Below are 24,235 nucleotides of genomic sequence, written 5' to 3' on the forward strand. Positions count from 1 at the left end.
GACACCGCCCGCCGCGGGCGCGCCGCCGGTGGGGACGCCGCCGCCTACGCCGCGCAGTTGAGCGCCGCCCTCGAGCAGCTGGTCCAGGTCACCGCCGCGGCCTGGGCCGACGGCGATCCGGCGCAGGCACTGGCCAATGCCACGGCGTACCTGGAGGGGGCCGGGCACATCGTCGTGGCGTGGATGTGGCTGGAGCAGCTGCTGGCCGTGGGCGATCGCCAGGGCGCGTTCTACGACGGCAAGCGCGCCGCGGCCCGGTACTTCTTCGGCTACGAACTGCCCAAGACCGGGCCGCAGTTGGCGCTGGTCGGCGCGGGCGATCGTACGGCCCTGGACGCCGAACCCGACTGGTTCTAGTGGCCGACCGGCTCTAGTGGTCGGCCGGCTCTAGTGGTCGGCCAGCCAGGCCATCACATCGTCGAGCACCTCGTCGCGCTCGGGTTCGTTGAAGATCTCGTGATACAGCCCGGGATAGATCTTGGTGGTCACCTCACCGCCGCCGAGCCGCCCCACCAGGCGGGTGCCCTCGGGATTGGTCAGGGCGTCACTGCCGCCGTGCAACACCAGGGTCGGCACCCGCAGACTCGGCAGCCGCTGCGGGAAGGTCGCCATCGCCGCGAGCATCGAGCCGCCCAGACCGGCCGGGATCTTCCCGTGCCAGATCAACGGGTCGGCCTCGTAGGCCGCCACGACCGCCGGGTCGCGACTGACCGCCGAGACCGGCAGGTCCGCCCCCGGCAGCCACGGTGCCAGCCGGCCCAGCACCGGCGCCAGCTTGATCATCAGCGGTGACAGATCGTCGCCGGGCATCACCGCCGGACCGGACAGGATCAGGCCGGTCAGCTCGTCCGGGTAGTCCAGTGCATAGGTCAGCGCCACCGCCCCGCCCATGCTGTGCCCGATCATGTACAGCGGCAGCCCGGCGCGTTCGACACTGCCGATCACCCGGTGCAGGTCCACCACCAGATCGCCGAGTTCGTGCACGCTGGGCAGTCTGCCGTCGGAGCGGCCGTGTCCGGCGTGATCGGGGGCGATCACCACGTAGCCGTCCGCGGTCAGCCGGTCGATGACGTGGGTGTACCGGCCTGCGTGCTCGCCGAGTCCGTGGACCAGCGCCACCACCGCCACGGCGTCGCCGTCGGGTTGATAGACGTCGTAGACGATCGTGCGGCCGCGTGCACCGCGCAGGGATCGTTGCGATGCGCCGCTCACTGCACCGGCTCGGCTTCGCCGATGATGTCCGGCCGCGCGAACGGGGTCTTCTCCCACAGCAGCGGGAACAGGACGCCGCCGATCAGGCCGCCGACCAGGGGCGCCAGCCAGAACAGCCACAGCTGCCCGGGTGCTCCGGCGCCGTTGAAGAAGGCCACGCCGGTCGAGCGGGCCGGGTTCACCGAGGTGTTGGAGATCGGGATGGAGATCAGGTGGATCAGCGTCAGGGCCAGACCGATGGCCAGACCGGCGAAGCCGACCGGGGCCCGGCCGTGCGTGGCACCCAGGATGATGATCACGAAGAACGCGGTCAAGATCACCTCGGCCAGGGCGACCGCGGCCATGCTGTACAGGCCCGGCGAGTTGTCACCGTAGCCGTTGGCCGCCATATTGCCGGTGGCCTCCCAGCCGGGCTGACCACTGGCGATGACGTAGATCGCCAGACCGGCCAGCAGACCGCCGATCACCTGCGAGATCCAGTAGCCGGGCACATCTTTCCACGGGAACCGCCCGCTGGCGGCCGCCCCGATGGTCACCGCCGGGTTGAAGTGCCCGCCGGAGATCCAGCCCACCGCATAGATCATGGTCAGCACCGTCAGACCGAAGGCCAGCGCCACCCCGACGAAGCCGATACCGATGTTGAAGCTGCCGACGACACCGTCGCCGTCGACCAGAACCTTGGCGGCGAATACGGCGCTGCCGCAACCGCCGAACACCAGCCAGAACGTGCCGAACAGCTCCGCAAGCCATTTGGCCGCGATGGAATCAGTCCTCACCGAATCTCCTCATGTGGTCGTGAACGAGCATTGTGATCCTATGGCCAGGATCAGCGCTTGTCCCCGAACCCGATGAGACCGGCCACGCCGCGTCCGGCGGATTCGAGCGCACCGATCGGCCGCAGCAGGGTCTCCCCCAGCGACACGATGACCTCCAGCTGGCCGACGACGCGCTCGAGTCTGGTCACCACCCCCGACATCCGCTCGATGGTGACATCGACGTTGTCCAGCGAGCCGTTGAGCCGCACCAGCGTGTCCTCGAAGTTCCCGATGGCCCCGTCCAGATCGCCGAGCGAATCCGACAGCGCGCCCAGCACCGGCCCCATATCGCCGAGGATCCCCTCGACCTGGCCGACGGTCTGGTCCGCATTCATCGCTGCCTGCGCCAGTTTGCGCAGTCGCTGCCGTTCCCGGCCGGTCCGGTCATTCATGGGATTGATCGCCATACACCTGATTATGACCGGTACCGGCCTTTCCGGGCGCGAACGGCCCTGGGAATAGGTCTCGATTGCGCTGCGTTACACCGGATGAGATACTTCAAATCTGAACAATCCCGGGTTCGGGAGTGCAAAGGAGAACGCCATGCCCGCCATCACCGCAGACACGCTGACCCTGCCCCGGCTGTCACCCGCCGCTGCCACCGACACCGAACGCACCGTCACCTCGCTGACCACCGGCCCGCGCGGCTACGAGGGCGAGGGCTTCCCCGTCGTGCGCGCCTTCGCCGGGGTGCCGGCCGCCGCCCTGGACCCCTTCATCCACATGGACCAGATGGGCGAGGTGGAGTACGAACCGGGCGAACCCAAGGGCACGTCCTGGCATCCCCACCGCGGCTTCGAGACCGTCACCTACATGATCGACGGCCTGTTCGCGCACCAGGACTCCACCGGAGGCGGCGGCCTGATCGCCGACGGCGCCACCCAGTGGATGACCGCCGGCGCCGGGATCCTGCACATCGAGACCCCGCCGGCCGAGCTGGTCGAGTCCGGTGGCACCTTCCACGGCATCCAGCTGTGGGTCAACCTGCCGGCCAAGGACAAGTTCCTGCCACCCCAGTACCAGAACCTCGAGGGCGGCCAGACCGCCCTGGTCGCCTCCACCGACGGCGGCGCCCTGGTGCGCGTGGTGGCCGGCGAGATCGACGGCCATGCCGGTCCGGGATCGACGCACACCCCGATCACCTTCGCCCATGCGACCATCGCCCCGGGCGCCCAGCTGTCGGTCCCGTGGCGCACCGACTTCAACGCGCTGGTCTACGTCCTGTCCGGGAACGGCACCGTCGGCCCCGAGCAGCGGCCGATCACCGGTGGGCAGCTGGCCGTTCTGGGCGCCGGCGACCGGATCACCGTGTCCGCCGACGCCCACGGCCAGGAGGCGCACCGGCCGGCGATGGAGGTGCTGCTGCTGGGCGGTGCACCCCTGCGCGAGCCGGTGGCTCAGTACGGTCCGTTCGTGATGAACACCCGTCAGGAGCTGGCCCAGGCGATCGAGGACTTCCAGGCCGGACGCCTGGGCGTGATCCCCGACGACGCGCTGATGCCGCACGTGGCCCGGCGATGACGCAGGCCCGGCCCGCCGCACCGACGGTGGCGAACGACGAGCGCGAGGCGGCCTGGCGGCTGTTCATCGAGACCAGCACCCGGGTCGCCGGCGCGCTCGACGATCAACTGCGCACCGACGCGCAGATGTCGCTGTCGGACTATCACGTGATGCTCCTGTTGCACGAGGCACCCGAGCAGCGGCTGCGGATGAAGGACCTGGCCGCCCGCATGGTCTTCTCCGCCTCCCGGCTGACCTACCAGGTGGACGTGCTGTGCCGGCGCGGCTGGCTGCGCCGCGAACCGGTCCCGTCCGACCGGCGCGGCAGCTACGCCATCCTCACCGATGCCGGTCACGCCGCCTTCGCCGCCGCCGGGCGCGGCCACTTCGACCTGGTGCAGCAGATCTTCTACGACGTCCTGACCCCCGAGGACGGCCGGACCCTGGCGGCGATCATGACCAAGATCGACCACCGCCTCGACGACAAGGAACGACCATGACCCGCCCCGCGACCACGGCCACCCGGTTGATCCGGGCCGCCGACCGCCATCATTGGGCCAACGAGTGGCTGGACTCCCGGCAGAGCTTCCCGGCCACCGGGAACTACGACCTGTTCGGCAACGCCCACGGGGTGCTGCTGGTCAGCAACGACGATGTCGTCGCCGCCGGCGAGGGACTGGACGCCCACCAGCACCGCAACACCGAGATCCTGACCTGGGTGGTCGAGGGTGCGGTGGCGCACAAGGATTCGCGCGGACACCGCGAGGTGCTGCACCCGGGCACTCTGGGGTACATGCGCGCCGGCCGCGGCATCACGCATTCGGAAGGCAATGCCGCCACCCGCAGCGAAGGCCGCCGGGTCCGCGTGGTGCAGATGTGGGTGGCCCCCGACACCGATGGACTGCCACCCGATCACGCCGACCGCGACTTCACCGCCGCTCTGGCGCCGGGCGGCCCGGTGGTCGTGGCCTCCGGGCTCGCCCGGCACCAGGGCAGTGCTGCCCTCGTGATCGCCAACCGGTTCGCCGCCCTGCATGTGGCCCGCCCGCAGCCGGGCCGGCCGGTGCGGCTGCCGGACGCCCCGTTCGGGCACCTGTTCGTCGTCGGCGGTCCCGTCGAGGTCGAGGGGATCGGCACCCTGTACGACGGCGATGCGCTGCGCACCATCGACGCCGGTGAGCTGACGGTGACCGCCGCCGAGCCCGGCGCCGAGGTGCTCTACTGGGAGATGCACGCCTCCTTCGGCCTCTAGCGTCCGGCGTCGAGCCCGCCGCGGCTAGCGTGGAGGTCATGAGCACTCCAGCACGCACGCTGGCCGACCGCGTCCAGGCGCAGATGGCCGCCGCCCGCAACGATCTGGCCGAATCGGTGGCCTTCGCCTCCGTGCATGGGGCGGACGGCACCGACAACACCGCCTCGGCCGCCTGGGTGGCCGCCAAGTTCACCGAACTCGGCTTCGACTGCGAGGTGATCGACACCTGCGACGGCTCCCAGGCGATCGTCGGGTTCCGGCCGGGGCCCGCGGGCAGCCGCACCGTAGCGCTCTACAGCCACCACGACGTGCAGCCGGCCGGCGACGAATCCCTCTGGGAGAGCCCGCCGTTCACGCTGACCGAACGCGACGGACGCTGGTACGGCCGCGGTGCGGCCGACTGCAAGGGCAACCTCGTCGCCCACCTGACCGCCCTGCGGGCCGTCGGGGACGAGGCCTCGTGCGGCGTCCGCATCGTCGTCGAGGGGTCCGAGGAGGCCGGCGGCGAAGGACTGGAGGATCTGGTGCGCCGGCGGCCCGAGCTGTTCGATGCGGATCTGATCCTGATCGGCGACACCGGGAACATCGCCGTGGGGGTGCCGACCCTGACCACGAGTCTGCGCGGGGTGGTCAACGTTCGGGTGCAGGTGCGGGCCCTGGCCGGGGCGGTGCATTCGGGCCAGTTCGGCGGGGCCGCCCCCGATGCGATGGCCGCTCTCATCGCGGCGCTGTCGACCCTGCGCAATGCGCACGGGGACACCGTGATCGACGGATTGACCGCCGATCAGACCTGGACCGGCGCGCCGTACCCGGCCGAGCGCTTCCGCCGCGATGCCGGGGTGCTGCCGGGCGTGGATCTACTCGGGTCGGGAAGTCCCGCCGACATGTGCTGGGCCCGCCCGGCCGTCACCGTGATCGGGGTGGATGCACCGCGCATCGACGAGTGCGCCGCGGCGATCATCCCGTCCGCCGCGGCGCTGCTGAACCTGCGGATCCCACCGGGCATCGATCCGGCTCAGGCCTACCGGGCTCTGACCGAGCACCTGCGCGCCCGGCTGCCCTGGAACTGCGAGATGGACGTGAGCTCCGATGCCGCCGGCGCCCCGTTCGCCGCGGCCACCGACGGACCCGGTTATGCGGTGCTGACCGCCGCGATGTCCCAGGCCTACGACGGCGCCCAGGTGGTGCATTCGGGTCAGGGCGGCTCGATTCCCCTGTGCACCGTACTGTCCGAGGCGGTACCGGACGCGGAGATCGCCCTGCTGGGCGTGGAGGAACCCCGGTGCGCCATTCATGCACCGAACGAGAGCGTCGACCCGCAGGAGTTGCGGCGCACCGCACTGACCGAGGCGATCCTGCTCAGCAGCTACTGATCGGACGGGCCGCCGTCACAGCCCCGGGCAGCGGCCGGCGGGGAACTTGCCGATGTTGCGCAGCAGCCACTGCCCCACCCGGGTGACCATCGCGTTGCCGTCGGTCAGCGAGCCGCTGGCCGGCAGTGCGGCCAGGCTGACCCCGTACGCCCCGGCGGGAGTCCAGACCACCGCGAGCTGGCGCACGACGTTCTTGCCGCCGGTCCCGGTCGCCGGACCCCAGCCGCCCTTGACCGCGGCGCTGACCCCTTTACCCTTGGGGCGGGCCACACCCCACTGCTGATTGGGGCCGACATTGCGCATGTGCCCGATCACCTCGCCGGTGCCGGGCAGACAGGGCAGATGCGCGGCGAAGATCGACTGATCGGTCAGATCCCACCGGGTCAGGCCCGGGTAGCTGTCGGTCAGCTCGGAGTCGACCCGCGTGCGCACATCGTGGCCCTCACGCAGGACCGCGGTGACCGCATCCACCGACGCCGCTCCGCCGCCGAGTGCGCCCCACAGCGCTTCGGCGGCCTCGTTGTCGGACAGTTCGATCGACTTGGTCTCTTCGGCCAACACCGCCGGGCCGAGTTTGCGCTGGGCGGCGATGGCCACCGGCACCTTCAGCGTCGACCAGGCGCGCGCGGTCTTCAGCGACCCGAACGAGGTCGGCGTATCGCCGTTGACGGGGGTGATCGCCACGCCGACCCGGCCGGGCAGGTTCTTGGCCATCGCCTTGGTCAGCGCCCGGAAGCTCTTGTCCAGTTCGGCCTTCGGGACGACGGGGGCTCCCAGGCTGCCGTTCGGCAGGAATTCACCGCCGGGCAGCGGGAAGGCCTGCGCCGTGCCGCTGCCGGCGAGCACCGCGGTAGTGACAACGACAGCACTGCCCATCCCGATGAGAAACCGTCGCACCAACGACACACCCGCCCCTACAGTTCACTTGAGCAACATCAGTAACAGTAGGGCTGGGTCGCCGGCCCGCCAAGCGGCGACGACATCCCGAGACGCGGTCGTGGCCGGGGCGTTATCGACGACGCCGCCGGTCGCCGCCCGTCCGGCTCAGCAACTACCGGCGGGCAGGGCCGCCAGTTGCGTGCCGATCCACCGGCCGGCCTGGTTCAGCGCCGCGATGCCGGTGTCCAGAGTCGACCCGGCAGCGAAGGTCGACAGCGCGAATGCGGTCTGCGATCCGTCTTTGCGCGTTAGCAGCCCGATCTGGCGCACCAGATAGCTGCCGTCGCTGGCTGGGCCCCAGCCACCCTTGACCGCGGTCGCCCGGTTCTCGATCACCTCGAGACCCCACTGCTGGTTGGCGGCCACCTGCCCCATCAGCTCGACCACGTGGCCGGCGCCGGGCAAGCAGGGCAGGTGAGCGGTGAAGACGGCGGCGTCGTTGAGCGACCACTGGGTCTGACCGAAGATCGAAAACTCGGGGCGGAGCCTCTCGGAGGGCACCGTGGTGTTCTTATCGCCGCCCTCACGCAGCACCGCCTCGACGGCCGCGGCAGCGTTTTCCGGACTGCCCAGCGAGGACCACAGCTGTTCGGCCGCCGCGTTGTCGGAGCTGACGATGGCGCCGGTCTCGGCACCGGAGACGCCGTTCTGGCGTTCGGCGGCCAGCGCCAGCGGCACCTTGATGGTCGACCACGCCACCCGGGGCGCCTGATCGCCCAGACTGATCACCGCACCGCCGCCGACGGGGGCGATCGAGATTCCGACGGGCTGGGACAACGTCGGCCTCAGCGTCTCGAAGGCCGCCGTCAGTTTGGCGGCGTTGCCCCTGCTTCCGGCCGGGGCGGGGGCGCCGCCGGAGCCGGCCGGGGCGGACGGTTTCGCCGACCCCGACGACGGCGCCGAGGCCTGTTCGGACGGCGCCCCGGAGGTCACTGTCACGACCTCGGTGACCATCGGGGCAGCGGTGTCACCGCTGCCGCAACCGAGGGCTCCGGCACCCAGTGCCGCCGCGATCAAAGCTGCGGCCCCGGTGCGCAGGGCATGTCGATGCGTACGCATCATCAGATTCGACTCCTCATCGATCGGGCCGGAACGAGACCGACCGACCCTTCGGCGGCTAGTAGATGTGGACCACAGCGTTGTCGCCGCCACGGCAGGTGACCACTCCCGACCCCGACGGCGAGCACGACATCGCGTAGCTGCCGCCGGTGACCGGGCTGCGCGCGACGATCCCCCGGGCCTCGCCCATCGCCCCGGAGTTCAGATAGACACGACGCACCTCGATCGCGAACGGGCAGGTGGTGACCGAGGTGCCCACCGCGACCCCGTCCGCACAGACCGCGGCCCCGGCCGGCGGACCTGCGGCCTGCGGCTGCTCGGCCGGTGACCGCGGTACGACGCTGGTCATCGTCGTGGTCGATGGTGCCGCGGCACCATCCCCGTCGCTGTTGTTGAAAGCCAGGTAGTAGACCCCCAGACCGATCAGCGCGGCGACCAGCAGCCCGATCAGACCAGCCAGCAGCACCGTCAGCGCCGACCCGGACTTCTCCGGGGCGTACTGCGGTGCGGTGTACTGCTGCGGACCGGTGTAGTACTGGGGTCCCGAGTACTGCTGGGGACCCGAGTACTGCTGGGGACCGGAGTAGTACTGGGGCCCGGAGGGAGCGATCATCGTCTGATCGGCGAAGGCCTGGGTCGGCCCGGGCGCCGCGGGCGGCACCGCGGTGAAAGAGGTCGGGGCCTCGGCGCTGAGGGCCTGCCGCGCGACGACCCCGAGTTCCCGCGCCGTGGCGAACCGGTGCGCCGGATCCTTGGCGAGCCCGCGCGCGAGCACCGGATTCAGCGTCGGCGGCAGCGCCGGATTGAGCGCCGTCACGTCGGGGACCTGATTGAGCACCGTCGCCTTGATCACCGCACTGACGGTCTCGCCCTGGAACGGCGGCCGGCCGGTGAGCAGCTCGAACAGGACCGCCGAGAGCGAGTAGACGTCCGAGGCCGAGGAGACGGGGGCGCCGTCGAGTTGTTCGGGGGCCAGATAAGCCGTCGAACCGATGGCCGTACCGGTCTTGGTCAGCCCCGAATCGGTGCCGTCGTGAGCGATACCGAAGTCCACCAGATAGGCGAACCCGGTCGGCGTCACCAGCACGTTCTCCGGCTTGACGTCACGGTGGACCACTCCGGCCTCATGGGCGGCGTCCAGTGCCGCACCCACCTGTTCGACGATGTCGACGGCCTGTTCGGGCGCCAGTGTGCCCTCGCGCACCAGCACCTGGCGCAGGTTCTCCCCCTCGACCAGCCGCATGTCCAGGTACAGCGTGCCGTCGATCTCCCCGAAGTCATGGATCGGGATGATGTGCGGCTCACCCAGCCGGGCCACCAGCTGGCATTCGCGGCGGAAGCGTTCGGCGAAGGTCCCGTCGTCCACCCCGGACCCGCCCAGGAGTTTCAGTGCCACGTTCCGGTCGCGCACCGTGTCGTAGGCCCGATAGACCTCGCCCATCCCGCCGCGGCCGATCAGGCCGTCCAGGCGGTAGGGACCGAACTGGGTACCCACCCTGTCGTGCATCACGTCACGTCCTCCACTCCCCCATGCCGAGCAGCACCATCACCAACTGCTTCTCGGCACGCCGTATCAATGCGTCCTCGGTGGCCGGCCGGCCGTCCCCGTCGAGCAGATCCGCGACGGTGGTCATCATGATAGAGACGATCAGGTCGGCGGCGACCTCCAGATCGTCGGCCTCCCACTGCGCCAGCGCCGGCACCCGGGCCAGGTCGATCGCCAGTTCGCGGGAGAACAGCCGCAGCTCGGTGTCGATGGCCCGGCGCACCTCGGCGACACCGCCGTGCTGCTCCCGGACCAAGAACTGGAATTTGGCCCGCTCGGCGTGCACATGACGCTGCAGGATCGCCAGCGATTCGCGCGCGATCGGCATCCCGCTCTTGGCCAGATCCCGCCGCCCCTCCCGCAGGGCACGCCGCAGCACCCGCATGGAGTCCTCGACCAGCGTGATGCCCAGATCCTCCATCGAGGCGAAGTGCCGGTAGAAGGCGGTGGGCACGATGCCCGCACCGCGGGCGACCTCGCGCAGCGACAGACTGCCGAATGAACGGTCGTGCACCAATTCGATGGTGCGGTCGAGCAGAGCCTGCCGGGTCTGCTCCTTCTTCTCCGCTCGTGATCCAGCCACCGCACCAGTCTAGGCGGTGACCGTCAACACAGCCCCGCGCCCTTGCATCGCCGTTTCGCCATGTGTCATTGTTCTTGGTGTACACACGTTCACTCAATACGGCGACAGCCCCGCCGGAACGTTCAGTCCGAAGGAGACACACCATGGCACGCCGACTCGCAGGCCTCCTTGAGAATCTGGTCGAGGCGACCGCGACCCCCTACCCCGTCGACCGCTACCTCGAGTTCGTCAACCCGATGCTCACCTGGCGCGAGACCCGCGCCAAGGTGCTCCGGCGCGAACTGCAGACCGACCGGACCGTGACCCTGACCCTGACACCCACCCGCCAGTGGAAAGGACATACCGCAGGCCAGTATATCGAGGTCAGCGCCGTTGTCGACGGCGTCCGTCATCGCCGGTTCTTCTCCCCGGCCAACGCCGAAAACGGTGACGGGACCATCGAACTGACGGTCACCGCACACGACGACGGCTTCATCTCCAAACACCTGCGCTCGCAGCTGCAGGTCGGCGATGTCGTCGGCCTGAGCGCCGCAGCCGGCGAGTTCGTTCTACCGGCACAGCGCCCGGAGCACACCGTTCTCGTCAGCGGCGGCAGCGGCATTACACCTGTCATCTCAATGCTGCGCACATTGGTGGCTGAGGGACACACCAAACCCGTCACCCTGGTGCACTACGCCCGGGATCCGCAGGACGTTCCGTATGCGGCGGAACTCACCGCACTGGCGAATTCCGTCGACAACGTCGACGTCCGGTTCCGCTACACCCGCGGTGCCGACGGTGAGCACTTCACCCCGGCCCACCTCGACGGACTGGCCGATGCCGACGGTGCACAGGTGTTCCTGTGCGGCCCGGCGTCGTTGATGGCTGCGGTGAAGGACGACATGGCCGACCGCGGCCTGAGCGACCGGCTGCACAGCGAGGCGTTCACCGTCGACACCTCCCCGGTGATCGACCCGAACCAGCCCATCACCGGCACCGTGACCTACACCGAATCGGACCTGTCCAGCAGCAACGACGGCCGCACCATCCTGGAGCAGGCCGAGGCCGCCGGCCTGAGCCCGGAATACGGGTGCCGGATGGGTATCTGCTTCTCGTGCACCTCGGTGCGCAGGTCCGGCTGCACCCGCAACATCCTGACCGGCGAACTCGATTCCGAGGCCGATCAGCCGATCCAGATCTGCGTCAACGCCCCCGTCGGCGACGTCGACATCGAACTCTGACCCACCCCGAGACCTTCAGGAGCACTGACATGGCCATCAACATCACCGACTACTTCCCCACCGCCACGAAGCGGGGCCGCGACGCCGAGGTGGTCGAGGTCAACCTGACCGCCGCCCAGGTCGAAGAGATCGGCAATGAACTCGACGCGATCCGCACCCGCGTCGTGGACTCCCTCGGCCAGGCCGACCGCGACTACATCTACGGCATCATCGGCGCGCAGCGGAAGCTCGAGTTCGCCGGCCGCGCGGCGATGTACGTCCCGTTCCTCCCGCCGGTGTGGCTGGCCGGGGTCGCCGCCTTGGGTGCGGCCAAGATCCTGGACAACATGGAGATCGGCCACAACGTGATGCACGGACAGTACGACTGGATGCGCGAGGACACCTACAACTCGCGCCAGTTCGACTGGGACAACGTCGTGCCCGGTGAGCAGTGGAAGCACAGCCACAACTACCTGCACCACACGTTCACCAACGTGCTCGACGAGGATCGCGATATCGGCTACGGCATCCTGCGCATGGCCCGCGACCAGAAGTGGAACCCCTACTACCTGGGCAACCTGGGCTACGCCACCGCCCTGATGCTGCTGTTCGAGTGGGGCGTCATGCTGCACGACCTGGAGGTGGAGAACGTCCTGGCCGGCAAGCGCAAGTGGACCGACATCAAGGGTCTGGTCAAGGGGATGTGGAACAAGGCTTCCAAGCAGGTCGCCAAGGACTACGTCATCTACCCGGCGCTGACCGGTCCGTTCTTCCTGACCACGCTGATCGGCAACGCCGGAGCGAACCTGATCCGCAACGTCTGGGCGTACTCGATCATCTTCTGCGGCCACTTCCCCACCGGCGCGCAGACCTTCACCAAGGAGGAGGCCGAGAACGAGACCAAGGGCGAGTGGTACCTGCGCCAGATGCTCGGCTCGGCCAACATCGAGGGCAGCGACTTCTTCCACATCATGAGCGGCAACCTGAGCCATCAGATCGAACACCACCTGTTCCCCGATGTGCCGGCCAACCGGTACCCGGAGATGGCGAAGGAGGTCCGGGCGCTGTGCGAGAAGTACGACCTGCCGTACAACACCGGTTCGCTGCGCCATCAGCTCGGCTCCACCTGGTCGAAGATCGCCAAGCTGTCGCTGCCGAACTTCATGACCCGCGACGACAACAACGTCGTGCTCAACATCGAGCGGCACGGTGAGGACGCCAAGGCGACCCGCTCACAGAAGATCGCCTGACCTCAGGCGCACGATCATCCCCAGGGCCCGGCCGCGGACGTCACGTCCCGGCCGGGCCCTGGTTTGTCCTGAACGGGCCCTGTAGTCCTGGGCGGGCCGGGTCGGTATCGTCGGGACCGACACGCAGAAGGAGTCATCGTGGTGGGCAAGATCGAACGCAACAAGGACATGCTGCAGGAGGCCGTGCAGAACACCGCGCACCGCGTCGGGTCGATCGCCTCGATCATCACCACCGCCGTCGTGGACGTCACCCGGGAGGTCGGCGATCTGATCAGCGACGGCTTCGAGATGCGCGAGGCCGCCAAACAGGCCCGACTGGACGCCGGATCCGACGACGACACCTCTACCGACGGCGGGGCAGCGCACTGACCGCAGAGCAGGTCCTGCGCACCGTCTTCGGTTACGACGACTTCCGCGGTGACCAGGCCGCGATCGTCGAGCAGGTGATCGGCGGCGGCGACGCCGTGGTCCTGATGCCCACCGGCGGCGGCAAGAGCCTGTGCTACCAGATCCCGGCCCTGGTGCGCGAGGGCTGCGCGATCGTCGTCTCTCCGCTGATCGCCCTGATGGCCGACCAGGTCGGCGCACTGCAGCAACTCGGCGTCCGTGCGGCCTACCTGAACTCCACCCAGAGCTTCGACGAACGCCGCGAGGTGGAAGAGGCCTTCCTTTCCGGCGAGCTGGAGCTGCTGTACATCGCCCCCGAACGCCTCAGCGGCACCGGCACCCGTGAACTGCTCTCGCGCGGAAGGCTCAGCCTGATCGCCATCGACGAGGCGCACTGCGTCTCCCAGTGGGGCCACGACTTCCGGCCCGACTATCTGGCCCTGGGCGAACTCGCGCAGCTGTGGCCGGAGGTGCCGCGCATCGCGCTGACGGCCACCGCCACCGATCGCACCCACCGGGAGATCACCGAGCGGCTGCACCTGGAGCGGGCGCGGCACTTCGTCTCCAGCTTCGACCGGCCCAACATCACCTACCGGATCGAATCGAAGAACCGGGTGCAGCAGCAGCTGCTGGAGTTCATCCGCACCGAGGGTTTCGAGGACGGCGTTGCGCTGACCGGCATCGTCTACGCGCTCAGCCGCAAGAGCGTGGAGAAGATCGCGAAGTTCTTGTCCGACAACGGCATCGACGCCATGCCGTACCACGCCGGGATGGATCCGGCCGTCCGCGAGGCGACGCTGCGGCGGTTCCTGCGCGAGGACGGCGTCGTGGTGGTGGCGACCATCGCCTTCGGCATGGGGATCGACAAACCCGATGTGCGTTTCGTGGCCCACGTGGATCTGCCCAAGAGCGTCGAAGGCTACTACCAGGAGACCGGCCGCGCCGGACGCGACGGACTGCCGTCGGTGGCGTGGATGGCCTACGGTCTGGCCGATGTGGTGCAGCAGCGACGGCTGATCGACATGTCCGACGGCGACCAGGCCCACCGCATGGCCCAGGGCCGGCTGCTCGATGCGATGCTCGCCCTGTGCGAGACGGCGACCTGCCGCCGGCAGCAGCTGCTGCGCTACTTCGGCCAGGAGATCGCCCCGTGCGGCAACTGCGACACCTGCCTGAATCCGCCGCAGACCTGGGACGGGACGGTCGCCGCCCAGAAGGCGCTGAGCACCGTCTGGCGGCTGGACCGCGAATACGGCGGGCAGCGCTACGGCGCCGGTCACCTCATCGACATCCTGCTGGGCAAACCGAACGACCGCACCCAGCAGCACGGACACGAACGTCTGTCGACCTTCGGCATCGGCACCGAACTGACCGCCCAGCAGTGGCAGGGCGTCTTCCGGCAGCTGATCGCCCAGGGCCATCTGGCCCCGCACGGCGAGTACGGGGTGCTCACCCTGACCGGATCCTCGGCGGCGGTGCTGCGCGGCGACCTGCCGGTGACCTTCCGCACCGAACCCGAACGCACCCGTCCGGCCCGCTCCGGCGGCGCCAAGCGCACCGACACCGGACTGTCCGGGGACGACGGTGCCCTGTTCGAGGCCTTGCGCCGCTGGCGCGCCGCGGTGGCCAAGGAGGCCGACGCACCCGCGTACACCGTCTTCGCCAACAAGACCCTCGAGGCACTGGCCCAGCTGCGGCCCACCAGCGAAGCCGAACTGCTCACCGTCTCCGGTATCGGTCAGGCCAAAGCCGACAAGTACGGCTCGGACGTGCTCGCGGTGATCGCCGAGTTCGCCGCCGCCTGACCCCCTTCCGGCCCGCGCGGGCGGGTTCAAATCATGCTGAGCACAATTGTGGGTCGCCGGGCGGAACCGGACGTACAGTAAATCGTTCGCCGAAATCGGAGGCACAGGTGACGAACGTCTTCTCGCAGGTCGATAACACTATCTCGGTTCCGGCCGCACCGGCATCGGCCTGGCAGCGCGCCTTCGCCTTCCCCGATCCGGTCAACGACTACGCCGCCCGCTCCACCGCCGGGCTGGTGATCGTGCTCGCCGCCGCGGCGATCGCGGTGAACCAGTGGTGGCTGTACGCGATCTTGGCGACCGGCTTCGCCCTGCGGGTGGCCGGCGGGCCCCGCTACTCCCCGTTCGGGCGGCTGGCCGTGCACGTGATCGTGCCGCAGGTGGTCCGCCGGGAGAAGATCGTCGCCGGCCCGCCGAAGCGCTTCGCCCAGGCCGTGGGACTGGCGTTCTCCGGTACCGCTCTGGTGCTGTCGCTGCTGGGCTACGGGCTCGCCGCACAGATCGTGGTGGGCGCCCTGATCGGCGCGGCGTTCCTGGAATTCGCCTTCGGATTCTGCCTCGGTTGCGTGGCCTACGGGTACCTGCAGCGCTGGGGCGTGGTGTCCCCGGACACCTGCGTGGATTGCGCCCTCTGACACCGACGGAAACGGGCATGTTTCACAATTTGATATGGTCAGACCGCCTATAGAGGAGGTTTGCCCTTGTCTTCAGTAGCGATTATCGGTGCCGGACCCAGTGGTCTGGCGGTTCTGCGGGCGTTCGAAGCGGCTCGTGAAACCGGAGAAGATGTTCCCGATCTGGTGTGCTTCGAGAAGCAGTCCGACTGGGGTGGCCAGTGGAATTTCACCTGGCGCACCGGACTGGACGAGTACGGTGAGCCGGTCCACTCCAGCATGTACCGCAACCTGTGGTCCAACGGCCCCAAGGAGGGCCTGGAATTCGCTGACTACAGCTTCGACGAGCACTTCGGCCGGCCGATCTCGTCGTACCCGCCCCGCCCCGTGCTGTGGGACTACATCGCCGGCCGGGTCGCCCGCAGCGAGGTCCGCCAGTACATCCGTTTCGAGACCGCCGTGCGCTGGGTCAGCTACGACGAGAACACCGAGAAGTTCACCGTCACCAGCGCCCACCTGCCGACCGGAAAGGACTCCTCGCAGGAGTTCGACTACGTGATCGTCGCCAGCGGCCACTTCTCGTTCCCGAACTTCCCGTCGTTCCCGGGCATCGAGACCTTCGGTGGTCCGGTGATGCACGCACACGACTTCCGCGGCGCCGAAGGGCTGCGCGATAAGCACCTGCTGGTGATCGGCTCGAGCTACTCTGCCGAGGACATCGGCAGCCAGGCTTACAAGATGGGTGCGGCATCGGTGACCGCGTCCTACCGCACCAGCCCCATGGGCTACGACTGGCCGGACCGTTTCGAGGAGCGCCCGTCGGTGGTGCGGTTCGAGAACGAGACCGCCCACTTCGCCGACGGCACCTCCAAGGAGGTCGACGCGGTGATCTTCTGCACCGGATACCTGCACAAGTATCCGTTCCTGCCCGAAGAGCTGAGCCTGGACTCGCCCAACAACGTCTACCCCGAGGGGCTGTACAAGGGTGTGGTGTGGGACGCCAACCCGAAGCTGTTCTACGTCGGCGCCCAGGACCAGTGGTTCACGTTCAACATGTTCGACGCACAGGCCTGGTACGTCCGCGACATGATCCTGGGCCGCATCCCGATGCCGGATCCGGCCGAGCGCGCCGAGTCGATGGCCCGCTGGAAGGCACGCTTCGAGGCGATCGCCGACTACGACGACGAGATCCGTTTCCAGGGCGACTACGTCCAGGACCTGATCGACCGGACCGACTATCCCTCGTTCGACGTCGACGGTGTGGTGGAGATCTTCCTGGCGTGGATGCGCGATAAGGCCGCCGACATCATGAACTACCGGGACTACACCTACACCTCGGTGATGACCGGAACGCAGAGCATCCCGCACCACACGCCGTGGATGAAGGAGCTCGACGACAGCCTGGAGCGCTACCTCAGCTGACCAGCCCGGCGGCGATGCCGTCGAGGATGTCGTGCTCGGAGACGACGAGTTCCTCGATTCCGGCGCGGGCGGCCAGCTCGCGCGCCAGCGCCGCCGTCACCAGCGCCCCGCCGGCGATCACATCGACGCGCCCCGGGTGCATGGGCCCCAGTGCGGCTCGTGTCTCCCGGGGTGCGGCGACCAGTTCAGCGCAGATGCGCTCGATGTCGGCCAGACGATGCCGCGACAGGTGGATCGCCACCGGGTCGTACTCGTCCAGCCCCAGGTCCAGCGCGCCCAGCGTGGTCAGTGTGCCGGCCACCCCCACCCAGGTGCGCGCCCCGGCCACCGGCACCCCCTCGAACGCCGGGGCCAGCCGCTGCGCCACGAAGGCGCGGGCATCGTCGACCTGCGCGGCGGTGGGCGGATCGTCGTGCAGCGAATGCTCGGTGACCCGGACGCAGCCGACGTCGGCGGAGTAGGCGGCGTCGGCGGTGACCAGTTCGGTGCTTCCCCCGCCCAGATCGGTCACCACGAAGGGACCGTCGGCCGGGTTCAGACCCGAGACCGCGCCGGTGAAGCTCAGTGCCGCCTCCTCGTCGCCGGAGATCACCTCGGCGACGGCGCCGGGCACCACCTGGCCGAGCAACTGCGCGGTCATCGCGAAGAACTCCTCGCGGTTACCCGCATCGCGGGTGGCCGAGGTGGCGACCATCCGGACACGCTGCACGCCGAAGTCCCGCATCTGCGTGACGAACCCGGCCAGGGCCGCCCGGGTGCGTTCGATCGCCTCGGGTTTGAAGTCGCCGGTGGCATCGACCCCCTCGCCCAGCCGCACGATCACCATCTCGCGGGCCAGTTCGGTCAGGGTGCCGTCACCGTTCTGTTCGGCGATCAGCAGCCGGATCGAGTTGGTGCCGCAGTCGACTGCGGCCACCCGGGTCACGCCTGCTCCTGGATCAAGGCCGGCCAGTCGGCGGGTACGGCGATACCGCGCAATCCCTCGCGGTCGGCCAGCAGTGCCACCGTCTGGTCGCCGAGCGGATTGACTCCGGGACCCTTGGCCAGCGAGTGGGCGGCCAGCACGTGCAGGCACTTGACCCGATCGGGCATGCCGCCGCCGGCGAAGTCGGTGCCCAGCGATTCGATCGCATCGCGTTCTGCCAGGTAGCTGTCGTAGGCGGCGCGATAGCCGTCGGCCAGTTCCTGATCGGTCAGCAGCCGGGCGCTCATCTCACGCATCACCCCGGCCGACTCCAGGCGGCTGCAGGCTCCGGTCAGCCGCGGATCGGTCAGGTAGTACAGCGTCGGGAACGGGGTTCCGTCGGGCAGGCGCGGGGCCGTCTTGATCACGGCGGGCTTTCCGTCGGGGGTGGTGTAACTGACTTCCAGCACCCCCCGCGGCTGCCGGCCGAGCTGACCGGCGATCACCTCGAGTACGGACGGGTCGATGCTCACTTGTCCTCCGGCGGTGTGGACACCGCATCCCATAGATTCTGGTACCAGGGATTGGCTTCGTATTCGCGGGCCTGCTGCTGTGCCGCGGCTTCCTTCTCGCGGGCCGGGTAGCTCAGCACGAGCGGCTTCTCCCCGCGCATCACGTATTGCAGGCGCTCGCGGGCCTGATTCTCGATATAGGCCGGGTCGTTCAGTTCGGTGACGCGCCGCTGATAGTGCGCCACCTCGCGTTCGAGCTGTGCGTTCTCGGCGGCCAGCCGGTTGAACTCGGCGCGCTGGGACAGGTAGGTGCGTGTGGGCACCGCCAGCGTCAGGGCCAGCAGCACCAGCACCACCAGTCCCGTCAGGGCCTTGCGCGAGTTCACCGAGGCCAGCCGGTGCAGCACCTTGGGCATCGGCAGCGACCGGGCCGCGGGCCGCTCGTCGACGGCCTGCTCGCGGGGTGCGTCGTCGACGGCCGGTGCCGGATCGACGGTCTGCACCGATCCGGGCTCGGTCGATCCGGTCCCGGTCAGAGCAGGCGAGCGAGTCCGGGGTCGCCGGACAGCGGGGCGCGTCGATCGGGAGGGTCCGGGCCGTCCCGACGTCCGCGCCCGGCCGCCTCGCCCGGACTCGCTCGTGGTCATACCTTCTAGCTAATCACGCTCATGCGCGGAAACGCGGGAACGCCTCGGCGCCCGCGTAGCGAGCCGCGTCACCGAGCCCCTCTTCGATCCGCAGCAGCTGGTTGTACTTGGCCACGCGCTCCGAGCGGGCCGGCGCACCGGTCTTGATCTGACCGCTGCCGCAGGCCACCGCCAGGTCGGCGATGGTGGTGTCCTCGGTCTCGCCGGAACGGTGGCTCATCATGGTGGCGTAGGCCGCATTGTGCGCCATGGTGACCGCGTCCAGGGTCTCGGTCAGGGTGCCGATCTGGTTCACCTTGACCAGCAGCGCATTGGCGATGCCCTTCTCGATGCCCTCGGCCAGACGCTCGGGGTTGGTGACGAACAGGTCGTCGCCCACCAGCTGCACCTGATCGCCGACGGCCTCGGTCAGCGTCGCCCAGCCGGCCCAGTCGTCCTCGGCCAGCCCGTCTTCGATCGACACGATCGGGTACTCGGCGATCAGCTTGCGGAAGATCTCAACCATCTCGTCGGCGGTGCGGCCCTTCCCCTCGAGCTGGTACAGCCCGTCCCGGTAGAACTCGGTGGAAGCGGTGTCCAGGGCCACGGCGATGTCCGAACCGAAGGTGAAACCGGCCTTCTCCACACTCTCGGCGATCGCCGCCAGGGCCGCCTCGGTGTTGGGCAGGTTCGGGGCGAAGCCGCCCTCGTCACCCAGCGCGGTGCTCATGCCCTGCTTGTGCAGCACCGACTTGAGCGAGTGGTACACCTCGGTGCCCCAGCGCATCGCCTCGGTGAAGCTCGGCGCACCGATCGGCGCGATCATGAACTCCTGGAAGTCGATGCCGTTGTCGGCGTGCTCGCCGCCGTTGATGATGTTCATCATCGGTACCGGCAGCAGGTGCGCGTTGGCGCCGCCGACGTAGCGGAACAGAGGCAGTCCGGCCGATTCGGCGGCCGCCCGGGCGACGGCCAGGGACACGCCGAGGGTGGCGTTGGCGCCGACGCGGCCCTTATCGGGGGTGCCGTCGGCGTCGATCAGGATCTGGTCGACGATGCGCTGATCGTCGGCGTCCTCGCCGATCACCTCGGGGGCCAGCGAGTCGAGCACGGCGTTGACCGCCTTGGTGACGCCCTTGCCGCCGTAACGGTCGCCGCCGTCACGCAGTTCGACGGCCTCGTGCTCACCGGTGGAGGCGCCCGAGGGAACCGCTGCCCGCGAGAACGTGCCGTCCGACAGCAAGACCTCGACCTCGACGGTCGGGTTTCCGCGCGAATCCAGGATCTCCCGCGCGCCTACCTGCTCGATGATTGCCACTGTGCCAGCCCCATTCGCGAAGTTGTGTTTACCGCAACAAGCCTAAGCCATGGCCTGCACGCCTCAGTAACGAACGTTGATCGCGTAGGCGTTGGCGTGGTTGCGCACCCGGATCAGGTACGGCATGGAGCTGTTGTAGGTCAGGATCGCCCGCTTCCATCCTTCCGGGGTGGTCATATCGCCGCCGGCCGAGACACACAGGTAGCGCGCCGCCGACAGGGCCGCATCGTCGATGTTGTCCGGGTCGGCGATGCCGTCGCCGTTGGCGTCGACGCCGAACCGCTGCCAGGTCTCGGGGATGAACTGGAACGGGCCCATCGCCCGGTCGTAGACGGCGTCGCCGTCGAGGCGGCCGCCGTCGGTGTCCTTGATCTCCATGTTCCCATTGGTGCCGTCGAGCGCCATCCCGCGGATACGCGGGTGCACATCACCGTTGGCGGCCACATCGGAGCCGCGATGCTGACCGTGTTTGCTCTCCACCCCGGCGATCCCGGCCAGCGTCGTCCAGGAGATCCCGCATTCGGGGTGCTGCTGGCGCTGGATCTCGGCGGCGTTGCCGTAGGCCTCCAGCGAGGTGAGCGGAATGCCGGTGGCCTCGGAGATCGGCTGCGCCCACTCGCGCATCGCGTCGGCGGTGCGGCCGGGGGCGTTGATGTCGATGTAGGGCTGCTGGATCCCCGGACCCGGCGGCATGTCCTGGGGGATGTCCGGTTTGTCCCAGGGCAGCGGGAAGCACGACGTGGTGGCCACCGCACCGGCGATCAGCGCCAGCGGCGCGAGCACCCCGCGGCGCACAGCCTTCATCCCCGACATCACGGTCACCTCCTTTGGCGGCGAGACTGCCACACCTAGGGGGTAACGCCGCAAACCGCCGATCGGTTCCCGTGGCAGATCTCACCGGTAGGCTCGACCCGGTGAGCGGCACATCTTCCCGGCGCGGACGTGGACGACCGCGCGGTCCCGGCGTGGATCCGGCGGCCCGCCGGGAGCTGCTGCTCGACGCCGCCGAGGAGGCGATCGCCGCCTCGGGTGCGCAGATGACGCTGACTCAGGTCGCCGCGCTCGCCGGGCTGACCCGGTCGGCCGTGTACGCCGCCTTCGCCGACCGCGAGGCACTGCTGTCGGCGCTGGCCCGCCGGCATTCGGAGGCCATCGTCGCCCGGCTGCAGGCGGCCGCCACCCTCGATGCGAGCCCGCGCGAGCAGACCCGGGCCGCCGTCGACATCCTCGCCGCCTGGTTCGAGGAGAACCCTGAGCTGGCGCGGCTGCTGGATCAGCGCGGCGAGGGTGCCGCGCACCAGGAGTCTTACGGCGCCGCCGCGGTGACGGCGGTGCTGGAGGCGGGGTTCACCGCCCGCGGTCTGGATCCGGCACCGGCCGCCACCTGGGCGCAGGGGCTGATCGGTGCGGTCTCCTCGGCGGTGCGCTGGTGGATGCGGACCCAGACGGTGACCCGCGAGGAACTGGTCGACCATCTGACCACGCTGATCTGGTCGGGATTCTCCGGCACCGGAGATCGTTGACTCCGCGACCACAAATAGACACACTGTCTTTTATGGGGCCGACGGCAGCAGAAGCAGCACGTATCACCGGCGCACGGAACTGGCCCGAGATGCGGGCCCGCTTTCCCGAACGCGTGGACCAGATGGCGCAAGGTCTGATGGTGGGTGATCACCTCGCCGATGCCGTGGTGGCCGAGTTCTTCGCTCTCGGGGACCGCACGTGGGAGCAGACCGTCGGCGCCCTGGACACCCCCTTCGACACCGAGGGTCTGCCGCCGGCGCTGACCGCCTTCCTCGAGTCGGTCACCACGCCGCCGCCCTGGTACGACGCGGCGATGGTGCGGGCCGGTGCGGCCGCCTGGTGGCGTTTCGGTTCCCTGCAGTCGTCGACGCTGTACCAGTCGCTGATCTACGGCTACCAGGCCCGCGGTTTCACCCGGCCGCTGGTGGAGACCGGCCGGCTGACCACCGGCACCTGGGACCGCGTCTATTCCACCGCCCGCTGGGTCGCGCTGGCGACGGCGCCGGACATGATGGAGATCGGTGCTCCCGGCTGGGTGGAGACGGTGCGGATCCGGTTGGTGCACGCCATGGTCCGCCACCATCTGGTGGCGCGGCAGGGCTGGGACGTGGCCGCCTGGGGTGTGCCGATCAACCAGACCTACAGCCAGTTCACCATCACCTCCGGCTTTCTGGCGTTGCCGCTGCGGGTCGCCAAGGACCTCGGGCTGCGCTATTCACCGGCCGAACTCGAGGCCATCACGCAACTGTGGCGGTGGATCGGCTCGGTGATGGGCGTCCAGGATCCGCGCCTGCCGGCCAACTTCGACGACGCCACGGCGATCTACCAGCTGGCGATCGACTTCCAGATGGAACCCGACGAGCAGGCGCGCGTGCTGGTCAAGGCGCTGCTCGACGACGGCTTCCGCCACGATCTGGGACTGCCCGGACCACTCAATGCGGCACTGCACACGCTGACCCGGCCGTTCCTGCGCACCGTCTTCGCCACCGTCTCGGCCCGCTGGGTGGAACCGGATGTGGCCGTGGCGATCGGTCTGCGGCCCACCCCGCTGCACCATCTGGTGGTGCTGGCCCGGCCGATGGTCCGCTCCCGCGAACTGCTGCGCGGCCTCGGCCTGCTCGGCTCGGACCGGACCGTCGCCCGGCGCGAACTGCGCCTGGTGACCTCCCGGCTCGGCCTGGACCTGTCGAAGGTGGACCTGGGTAAGCGCTACCACCGGGCCGACACCGACACCCTGGATACCGTGGCGTGAGCGCCTCGTTCAGCCATATCCGCGATCTGGACTGTTCGCCGGCCACCGCCTGGCGGCTGCTCACCGACCCGGCGCAGATGAACCGCTGGTCCACCGCCCCGATCAGGCTGTCCGACAACGGGATCGGCGAGCGGCCCGACGCGGTCGGCGCCCTGCGGACGGTCACCCTGCCCCGCGGCCGGGCCCGGCTGCGCGAGGTGGTCGAGCTGACCGAGTACCCGTACCGGTTCGTCTACCGGGTGTACGACGGCGGGCCGCTGCTGCTCGAGCATCGCGGGGAGCAGCGCCTGGAGGCGCGGCCCCGCGGTTGCCGACTCACCTGGACGGTGCGGCTGCAGGTGGCCGGCGGACTGTCCCGGGTGCTCGCTCGTGTGATCGGCCGGCAGGTCGGCGAATCCCTGAACGCCCTGGAGAGGATCGCGGCGGCCGAGGCCGACGTGCCGGACCCCGGACCGGCGGCCGACCGGCCCGGGGCACCGACCGCCGACGAGCTTGCGGCACTGCGGGTTCCGGCGGTGCAGGCACTGCGCGGGCAGACCGCGATCGCCGACCGGTTCGCCGCCGACGACGATCCCAAGGTGTGGTTCGCCCGGGTGTACCAGTACGTGACCACCGAGATGCTCAACGTTCAGGGGCTGCGCAATCCGGACTGGCTGCTGGCGCTGATCCCCGTCTTCGACCGGTTCTATACCGAGAATCTGCAGCGCTACGAGGACGGCGACACCCCGAGCGCGGCCTGGCAGCGTGCCTGGTCGCTGTGCGAACGGGAGGATCGCGCCCATCCCGAGCGGCCGGTGATCCGCGGGCTGCTGGCCGGAGTGAGCGCCCACATCGACGACGACCTCCCGCGCGCGCTGGCGCAGGTGCACCGCGACCGCTACCCCGACCGCGATCTGCGCGAGTTCCGGCCCGACTACCTGCGGCTGGCACCGGTGTTCAGCGCGGCCTCGGACCGGCTGCTGGCCGAGCTGCCGCGCAGCCACAAACCGTGGTGGACGCCGATCGCCACCCGGGTCCACCCGCAGGTCCGCGATGATCTGCTGGGCCGCCAGGGCTTTCACGTGGGCCGGCAGCGGCTGACGGCCTTCGCCTCGGCCGCCGCTGCCGTCAGCGTGCGCTGATCAGCGCGCAAGCCTGCGCGGA

26 protein-coding genes are annotated in these 24,235 nt (G+C 69.4%); 14 read left to right on the plus strand and 12 right to left on the minus strand.

Translation table 11 applies throughout. The annotated features are described in order from the left end of the window. The coding region (locus GOHSU_RS12695) for an acyl-CoA dehydrogenase C-terminal domain-containing protein (protein WP_005942353.1) at positions 1-357 on the plus strand (357 nt) is incomplete at its 5' end. A 30-nt stretch (positions 358-387) separates the two neighbouring features. Here the strand turns inward: GOHSU_RS12695 and GOHSU_RS12700 are convergent. Genes GOHSU_RS12700 through GOHSU_RS12710 form a run of 3 tightly spaced genes read right to left on the minus strand, consistent with a single transcriptional unit; the run spans position 388 to position 2,434 of the window. Then, positions 388-1,212, minus strand: coding sequence for an alpha/beta hydrolase (locus GOHSU_RS12700; RefSeq protein WP_005942356.1), 825 nt, complete (start codon positions 1,210-1,212; stop codon positions 388-390). Beyond that, complete coding sequence (gene aqpZ / locus GOHSU_RS12705; RefSeq protein ID WP_005942358.1) at positions 1,209-1,988, minus strand: aquaporin Z; 780 nt, start codon at positions 1,986-1,988, stop codon at positions 1,209-1,211. Before aqpZ ends, GOHSU_RS12700 begins: the two co-directional genes overlap by 4 nt. A 50-nt stretch (positions 1,989-2,038) precedes the next feature. Further along, positions 2,039-2,434, minus strand: a complete 396-nt coding sequence (locus tag GOHSU_RS12710) for a hypothetical protein (protein ID WP_005942361.1) — start codon at positions 2,432-2,434, stop codon at positions 2,039-2,041. Positions 2,435-2,570: 136 nt separating this feature from the next. Here GOHSU_RS12710 and GOHSU_RS12715 point away from each other — a divergent pair, with 136 nt between their 5' ends. Genes GOHSU_RS12715 through GOHSU_RS12730 form a run of 4 tightly spaced genes read left to right on the plus strand, consistent with a single transcriptional unit; the run spans position 2,571 to position 6,152 of the window. After that, on the plus strand, positions 2,571-3,548 hold the full coding sequence (locus GOHSU_RS12715; RefSeq protein WP_005942364.1) for a pirin family protein: 978 nt from the start codon (positions 2,571-2,573) through the stop codon (positions 3,546-3,548). Continuing rightward, positions 3,545-4,027 carry a MarR family winged helix-turn-helix transcriptional regulator gene (locus tag GOHSU_RS12720; protein ID WP_005942366.1) on the plus strand — a complete coding sequence of 161 codons (483 nt, stop codon included), beginning with the start codon at positions 3,545-3,547 and terminating at the stop codon, positions 4,025-4,027. Before GOHSU_RS12715 ends, GOHSU_RS12720 begins: the two co-directional genes overlap by 4 nt. Next, positions 4,024-4,779: a pirin family protein gene (locus GOHSU_RS12725; protein WP_005942368.1), complete on the plus strand. Its 756-nt coding sequence runs from the start codon at positions 4,024-4,026 to the stop codon at positions 4,777-4,779. Before GOHSU_RS12720 ends, GOHSU_RS12725 begins: the two co-directional genes overlap by 4 nt. A gap of 38 nt (positions 4,780-4,817) precedes the next feature. Beyond that, complete coding sequence (locus GOHSU_RS12730; protein ID WP_005942371.1) at positions 4,818-6,152, plus strand: dipeptidase; 1,335 nt, start codon at positions 4,818-4,820, stop codon at positions 6,150-6,152. Between the two features lie 15 nt (positions 6,153-6,167). Here the strand turns inward: GOHSU_RS12730 and GOHSU_RS12735 are convergent, their stop codons facing one another. The 4 genes from GOHSU_RS12735 to GOHSU_RS12750 form a co-directional block, all read right to left on the minus strand. Beyond that, on the minus strand, positions 6,168-7,058 hold the full coding sequence (locus GOHSU_RS12735; protein ID WP_024332957.1) for a serine hydrolase: 891 nt from the start codon (positions 7,056-7,058) through the stop codon (positions 6,168-6,170). 138 nt (positions 7,059-7,196) lie between these two features. Then, positions 7,197-8,153, minus strand: a complete 957-nt coding sequence (locus GOHSU_RS12740; protein WP_005942375.1) for a serine hydrolase — start codon at positions 8,151-8,153, stop codon at positions 7,197-7,199. Between the two features lie 55 nt (positions 8,154-8,208). Beyond that, on the minus strand, positions 8,209-9,657 hold the full coding sequence (locus GOHSU_RS12745; protein ID WP_029760111.1) for a serine/threonine-protein kinase: 1,449 nt from the start codon (positions 9,655-9,657) through the stop codon (positions 8,209-8,211). A 4-nt stretch (positions 9,658-9,661) separates the two neighbouring features. Beyond that, positions 9,662-10,279, minus strand: a complete 618-nt coding sequence (locus GOHSU_RS12750; protein WP_005942379.1) for a TetR family transcriptional regulator — start codon at positions 10,277-10,279, stop codon at positions 9,662-9,664. 143 nt (positions 10,280-10,422) lie between these two features. Here GOHSU_RS12750 and GOHSU_RS12755 point away from each other — a divergent pair, with 143 nt between their 5' ends. From GOHSU_RS12755 to GOHSU_RS12780, 6 genes are all read left to right on the plus strand, one after another. Beyond that, entirely contained in the window at positions 10,423-11,499 is a 1,077-nt protein-coding gene (locus tag GOHSU_RS12755; RefSeq protein ID WP_005942382.1) for a ferredoxin reductase, read from the plus strand. A gap of 29 nt (positions 11,500-11,528) precedes the next feature. Continuing rightward, complete coding sequence (locus GOHSU_RS12760; RefSeq protein WP_005942384.1) at positions 11,529-12,728, plus strand: fatty acid desaturase family protein; 1,200 nt, start codon at positions 11,529-11,531, stop codon at positions 12,726-12,728. Positions 12,729-12,866: 138 nt separating this feature from the next. Then, positions 12,867-13,097, plus strand: coding sequence for a hypothetical protein (locus GOHSU_RS12765; RefSeq protein WP_005942387.1), 231 nt, complete (start codon positions 12,867-12,869; stop codon positions 13,095-13,097). Positions 13,098-13,111: 14 nt separating this feature from the next. Further along, a complete protein-coding gene (gene recQ, locus GOHSU_RS12770) occupies positions 13,112-14,920 on the plus strand; it encodes a DNA helicase RecQ (RefSeq protein ID WP_428829742.1) in 1,809 nt (602 codons plus the stop codon). 140 nt (positions 14,921-15,060) lie between these two features. Continuing rightward, entirely contained in the window at positions 15,061-15,555 is a 495-nt protein-coding gene (locus GOHSU_RS12775; protein WP_035740277.1) for a DUF4395 domain-containing protein, read from the plus strand. A gap of 66 nt (positions 15,556-15,621) precedes the next feature. Continuing rightward, complete coding sequence (locus tag GOHSU_RS12780; protein ID WP_005942393.1) at positions 15,622-16,956, plus strand: trimethylamine monooxygenase; 1,335 nt, start codon at positions 15,622-15,624, stop codon at positions 16,954-16,956. Here GOHSU_RS12780 and GOHSU_RS12785 read toward each other — a convergent pair. The 5 genes from GOHSU_RS12785 to GOHSU_RS12805 form a co-directional block, all read right to left on the minus strand. Continuing rightward, positions 16,949-17,881 (minus strand): Ppx/GppA phosphatase family protein, encoded by a 933-nt coding sequence (locus GOHSU_RS12785; protein WP_005942395.1) that lies wholly within the window; start codon positions 17,879-17,881, stop codon positions 16,949-16,951. The genes GOHSU_RS12780 and GOHSU_RS12785 overlap by 8 nt on opposite strands. Next, positions 17,878-18,393, minus strand: a complete 516-nt coding sequence (locus tag GOHSU_RS12790) for a DUF501 domain-containing protein (protein WP_005942397.1) — start codon at positions 18,391-18,393, stop codon at positions 17,878-17,880. Before GOHSU_RS12790 ends, GOHSU_RS12785 begins: the two co-directional genes overlap by 4 nt. Then, complete coding sequence (locus GOHSU_RS12795; protein WP_005942400.1) at positions 18,390-18,875, minus strand: FtsB family cell division protein; 486 nt, start codon at positions 18,873-18,875, stop codon at positions 18,390-18,392. The genes GOHSU_RS12790 and GOHSU_RS12795 overlap by 4 nt, the downstream gene beginning before the upstream one ends. Before the next feature lie 163 nt (positions 18,876-19,038). After that, positions 19,039-20,316: a phosphopyruvate hydratase gene (gene eno / locus GOHSU_RS12800; protein WP_005942403.1), complete on the minus strand. Its 1,278-nt coding sequence runs from the start codon at positions 20,314-20,316 to the stop codon at positions 19,039-19,041. A gap of 63 nt (positions 20,317-20,379) precedes the next feature. Then, entirely contained in the window at positions 20,380-21,129 is a 750-nt protein-coding gene (locus GOHSU_RS12805) for a lytic transglycosylase domain-containing protein (protein ID WP_005942407.1), read from the minus strand. A 101-nt stretch (positions 21,130-21,230) separates the two neighbouring features. Between GOHSU_RS12805 and GOHSU_RS12810 the strand changes: the two genes are divergently transcribed. The 3 genes from GOHSU_RS12810 to GOHSU_RS12820 are packed head-to-tail and all read left to right on the plus strand — an operon-like array spanning position 21,231 to position 24,213. Continuing rightward, positions 21,231-21,839, plus strand: coding sequence for a TetR/AcrR family transcriptional regulator (locus GOHSU_RS12810; RefSeq protein ID WP_029760114.1), 609 nt, complete (start codon positions 21,231-21,233; stop codon positions 21,837-21,839). A gap of 32 nt (positions 21,840-21,871) precedes the next feature. Further along, a complete protein-coding gene (locus GOHSU_RS12815; protein WP_024332958.1) occupies positions 21,872-23,092 on the plus strand; it encodes an oxygenase MpaB family protein in 1,221 nt (406 codons plus the stop codon). After that, positions 23,089-24,213 carry an SRPBCC family protein gene (locus GOHSU_RS12820; protein WP_005942414.1) on the plus strand — a complete coding sequence of 375 codons (1,125 nt, stop codon included), beginning with the start codon at positions 23,089-23,091 and terminating at the stop codon, positions 24,211-24,213. Before GOHSU_RS12815 ends, GOHSU_RS12820 begins: the two co-directional genes overlap by 4 nt. The last annotated feature ends 22 nt before the right edge of the window (positions 24,214-24,235 follow it).

It is taken from the genome of Gordonia hirsuta DSM 44140 = NBRC 16056 (assembly GCF_000333015.1).
In the GTDB taxonomy this organism is placed as follows: Bacteria; Actinomycetota; Actinomycetes; order Mycobacteriales; family Mycobacteriaceae; genus Gordonia; species Gordonia hirsuta.

Bases quoted from the DNA above. Each gene is read 5' to 3' on its own strand.
- GOHSU_RS12725 (WP_005942368.1), top strand. From the start codon at position 4,024: ATGACCCGCCCCGCGACCACGGCCACCCGGTTGATCCGGGCCGCCGAC.
- GOHSU_RS12715 (WP_005942364.1), top strand. From the start codon at position 2,571: ATGCCCGCCATCACCGCAGACACGCTGACCCTGCCCCGGCTGTCACCC.
- GOHSU_RS12805 (WP_005942407.1), bottom strand. From the start codon at position 21,129: ATGTCGGGGATGAAGGCTGTGCGCCGCGGGGTGCTCGCGCCGCTGGCG.
- GOHSU_RS12710 (WP_005942361.1), bottom strand. From the start codon at position 2,434: ATGGCGATCAATCCCATGAATGACCGGACCGGCCGGGAACGGCAGCGA.
- GOHSU_RS12815 (WP_024332958.1), top strand. From the start codon at position 21,872: ATGGGGCCGACGGCAGCAGAAGCAGCACGTATCACCGGCGCACGGAAC.
- GOHSU_RS12760 (WP_005942384.1), top strand. From the start codon at position 11,529: ATGGCCATCAACATCACCGACTACTTCCCCACCGCCACGAAGCGGGGC.
- GOHSU_RS12755 (WP_005942382.1), top strand. From the start codon at position 10,423: ATGGCACGCCGACTCGCAGGCCTCCTTGAGAATCTGGTCGAGGCGACC.
- GOHSU_RS12730 (WP_005942371.1), top strand. From the start codon at position 4,818: ATGAGCACTCCAGCACGCACGCTGGCCGACCGCGTCCAGGCGCAGATG.
- GOHSU_RS12720 (WP_005942366.1), top strand. From the start codon at position 3,545: ATGACGCAGGCCCGGCCCGCCGCACCGACGGTGGCGAACGACGAGCGC.
- GOHSU_RS12745 (WP_029760111.1), bottom strand. From the start codon at position 9,657: ATGCACGACAGGGTGGGTACCCAGTTCGGTCCCTACCGCCTGGACGGC.
- GOHSU_RS12740 (WP_005942375.1), bottom strand. From the start codon at position 8,153: ATGATGCGTACGCATCGACATGCCCTGCGCACCGGGGCCGCAGCTTTG.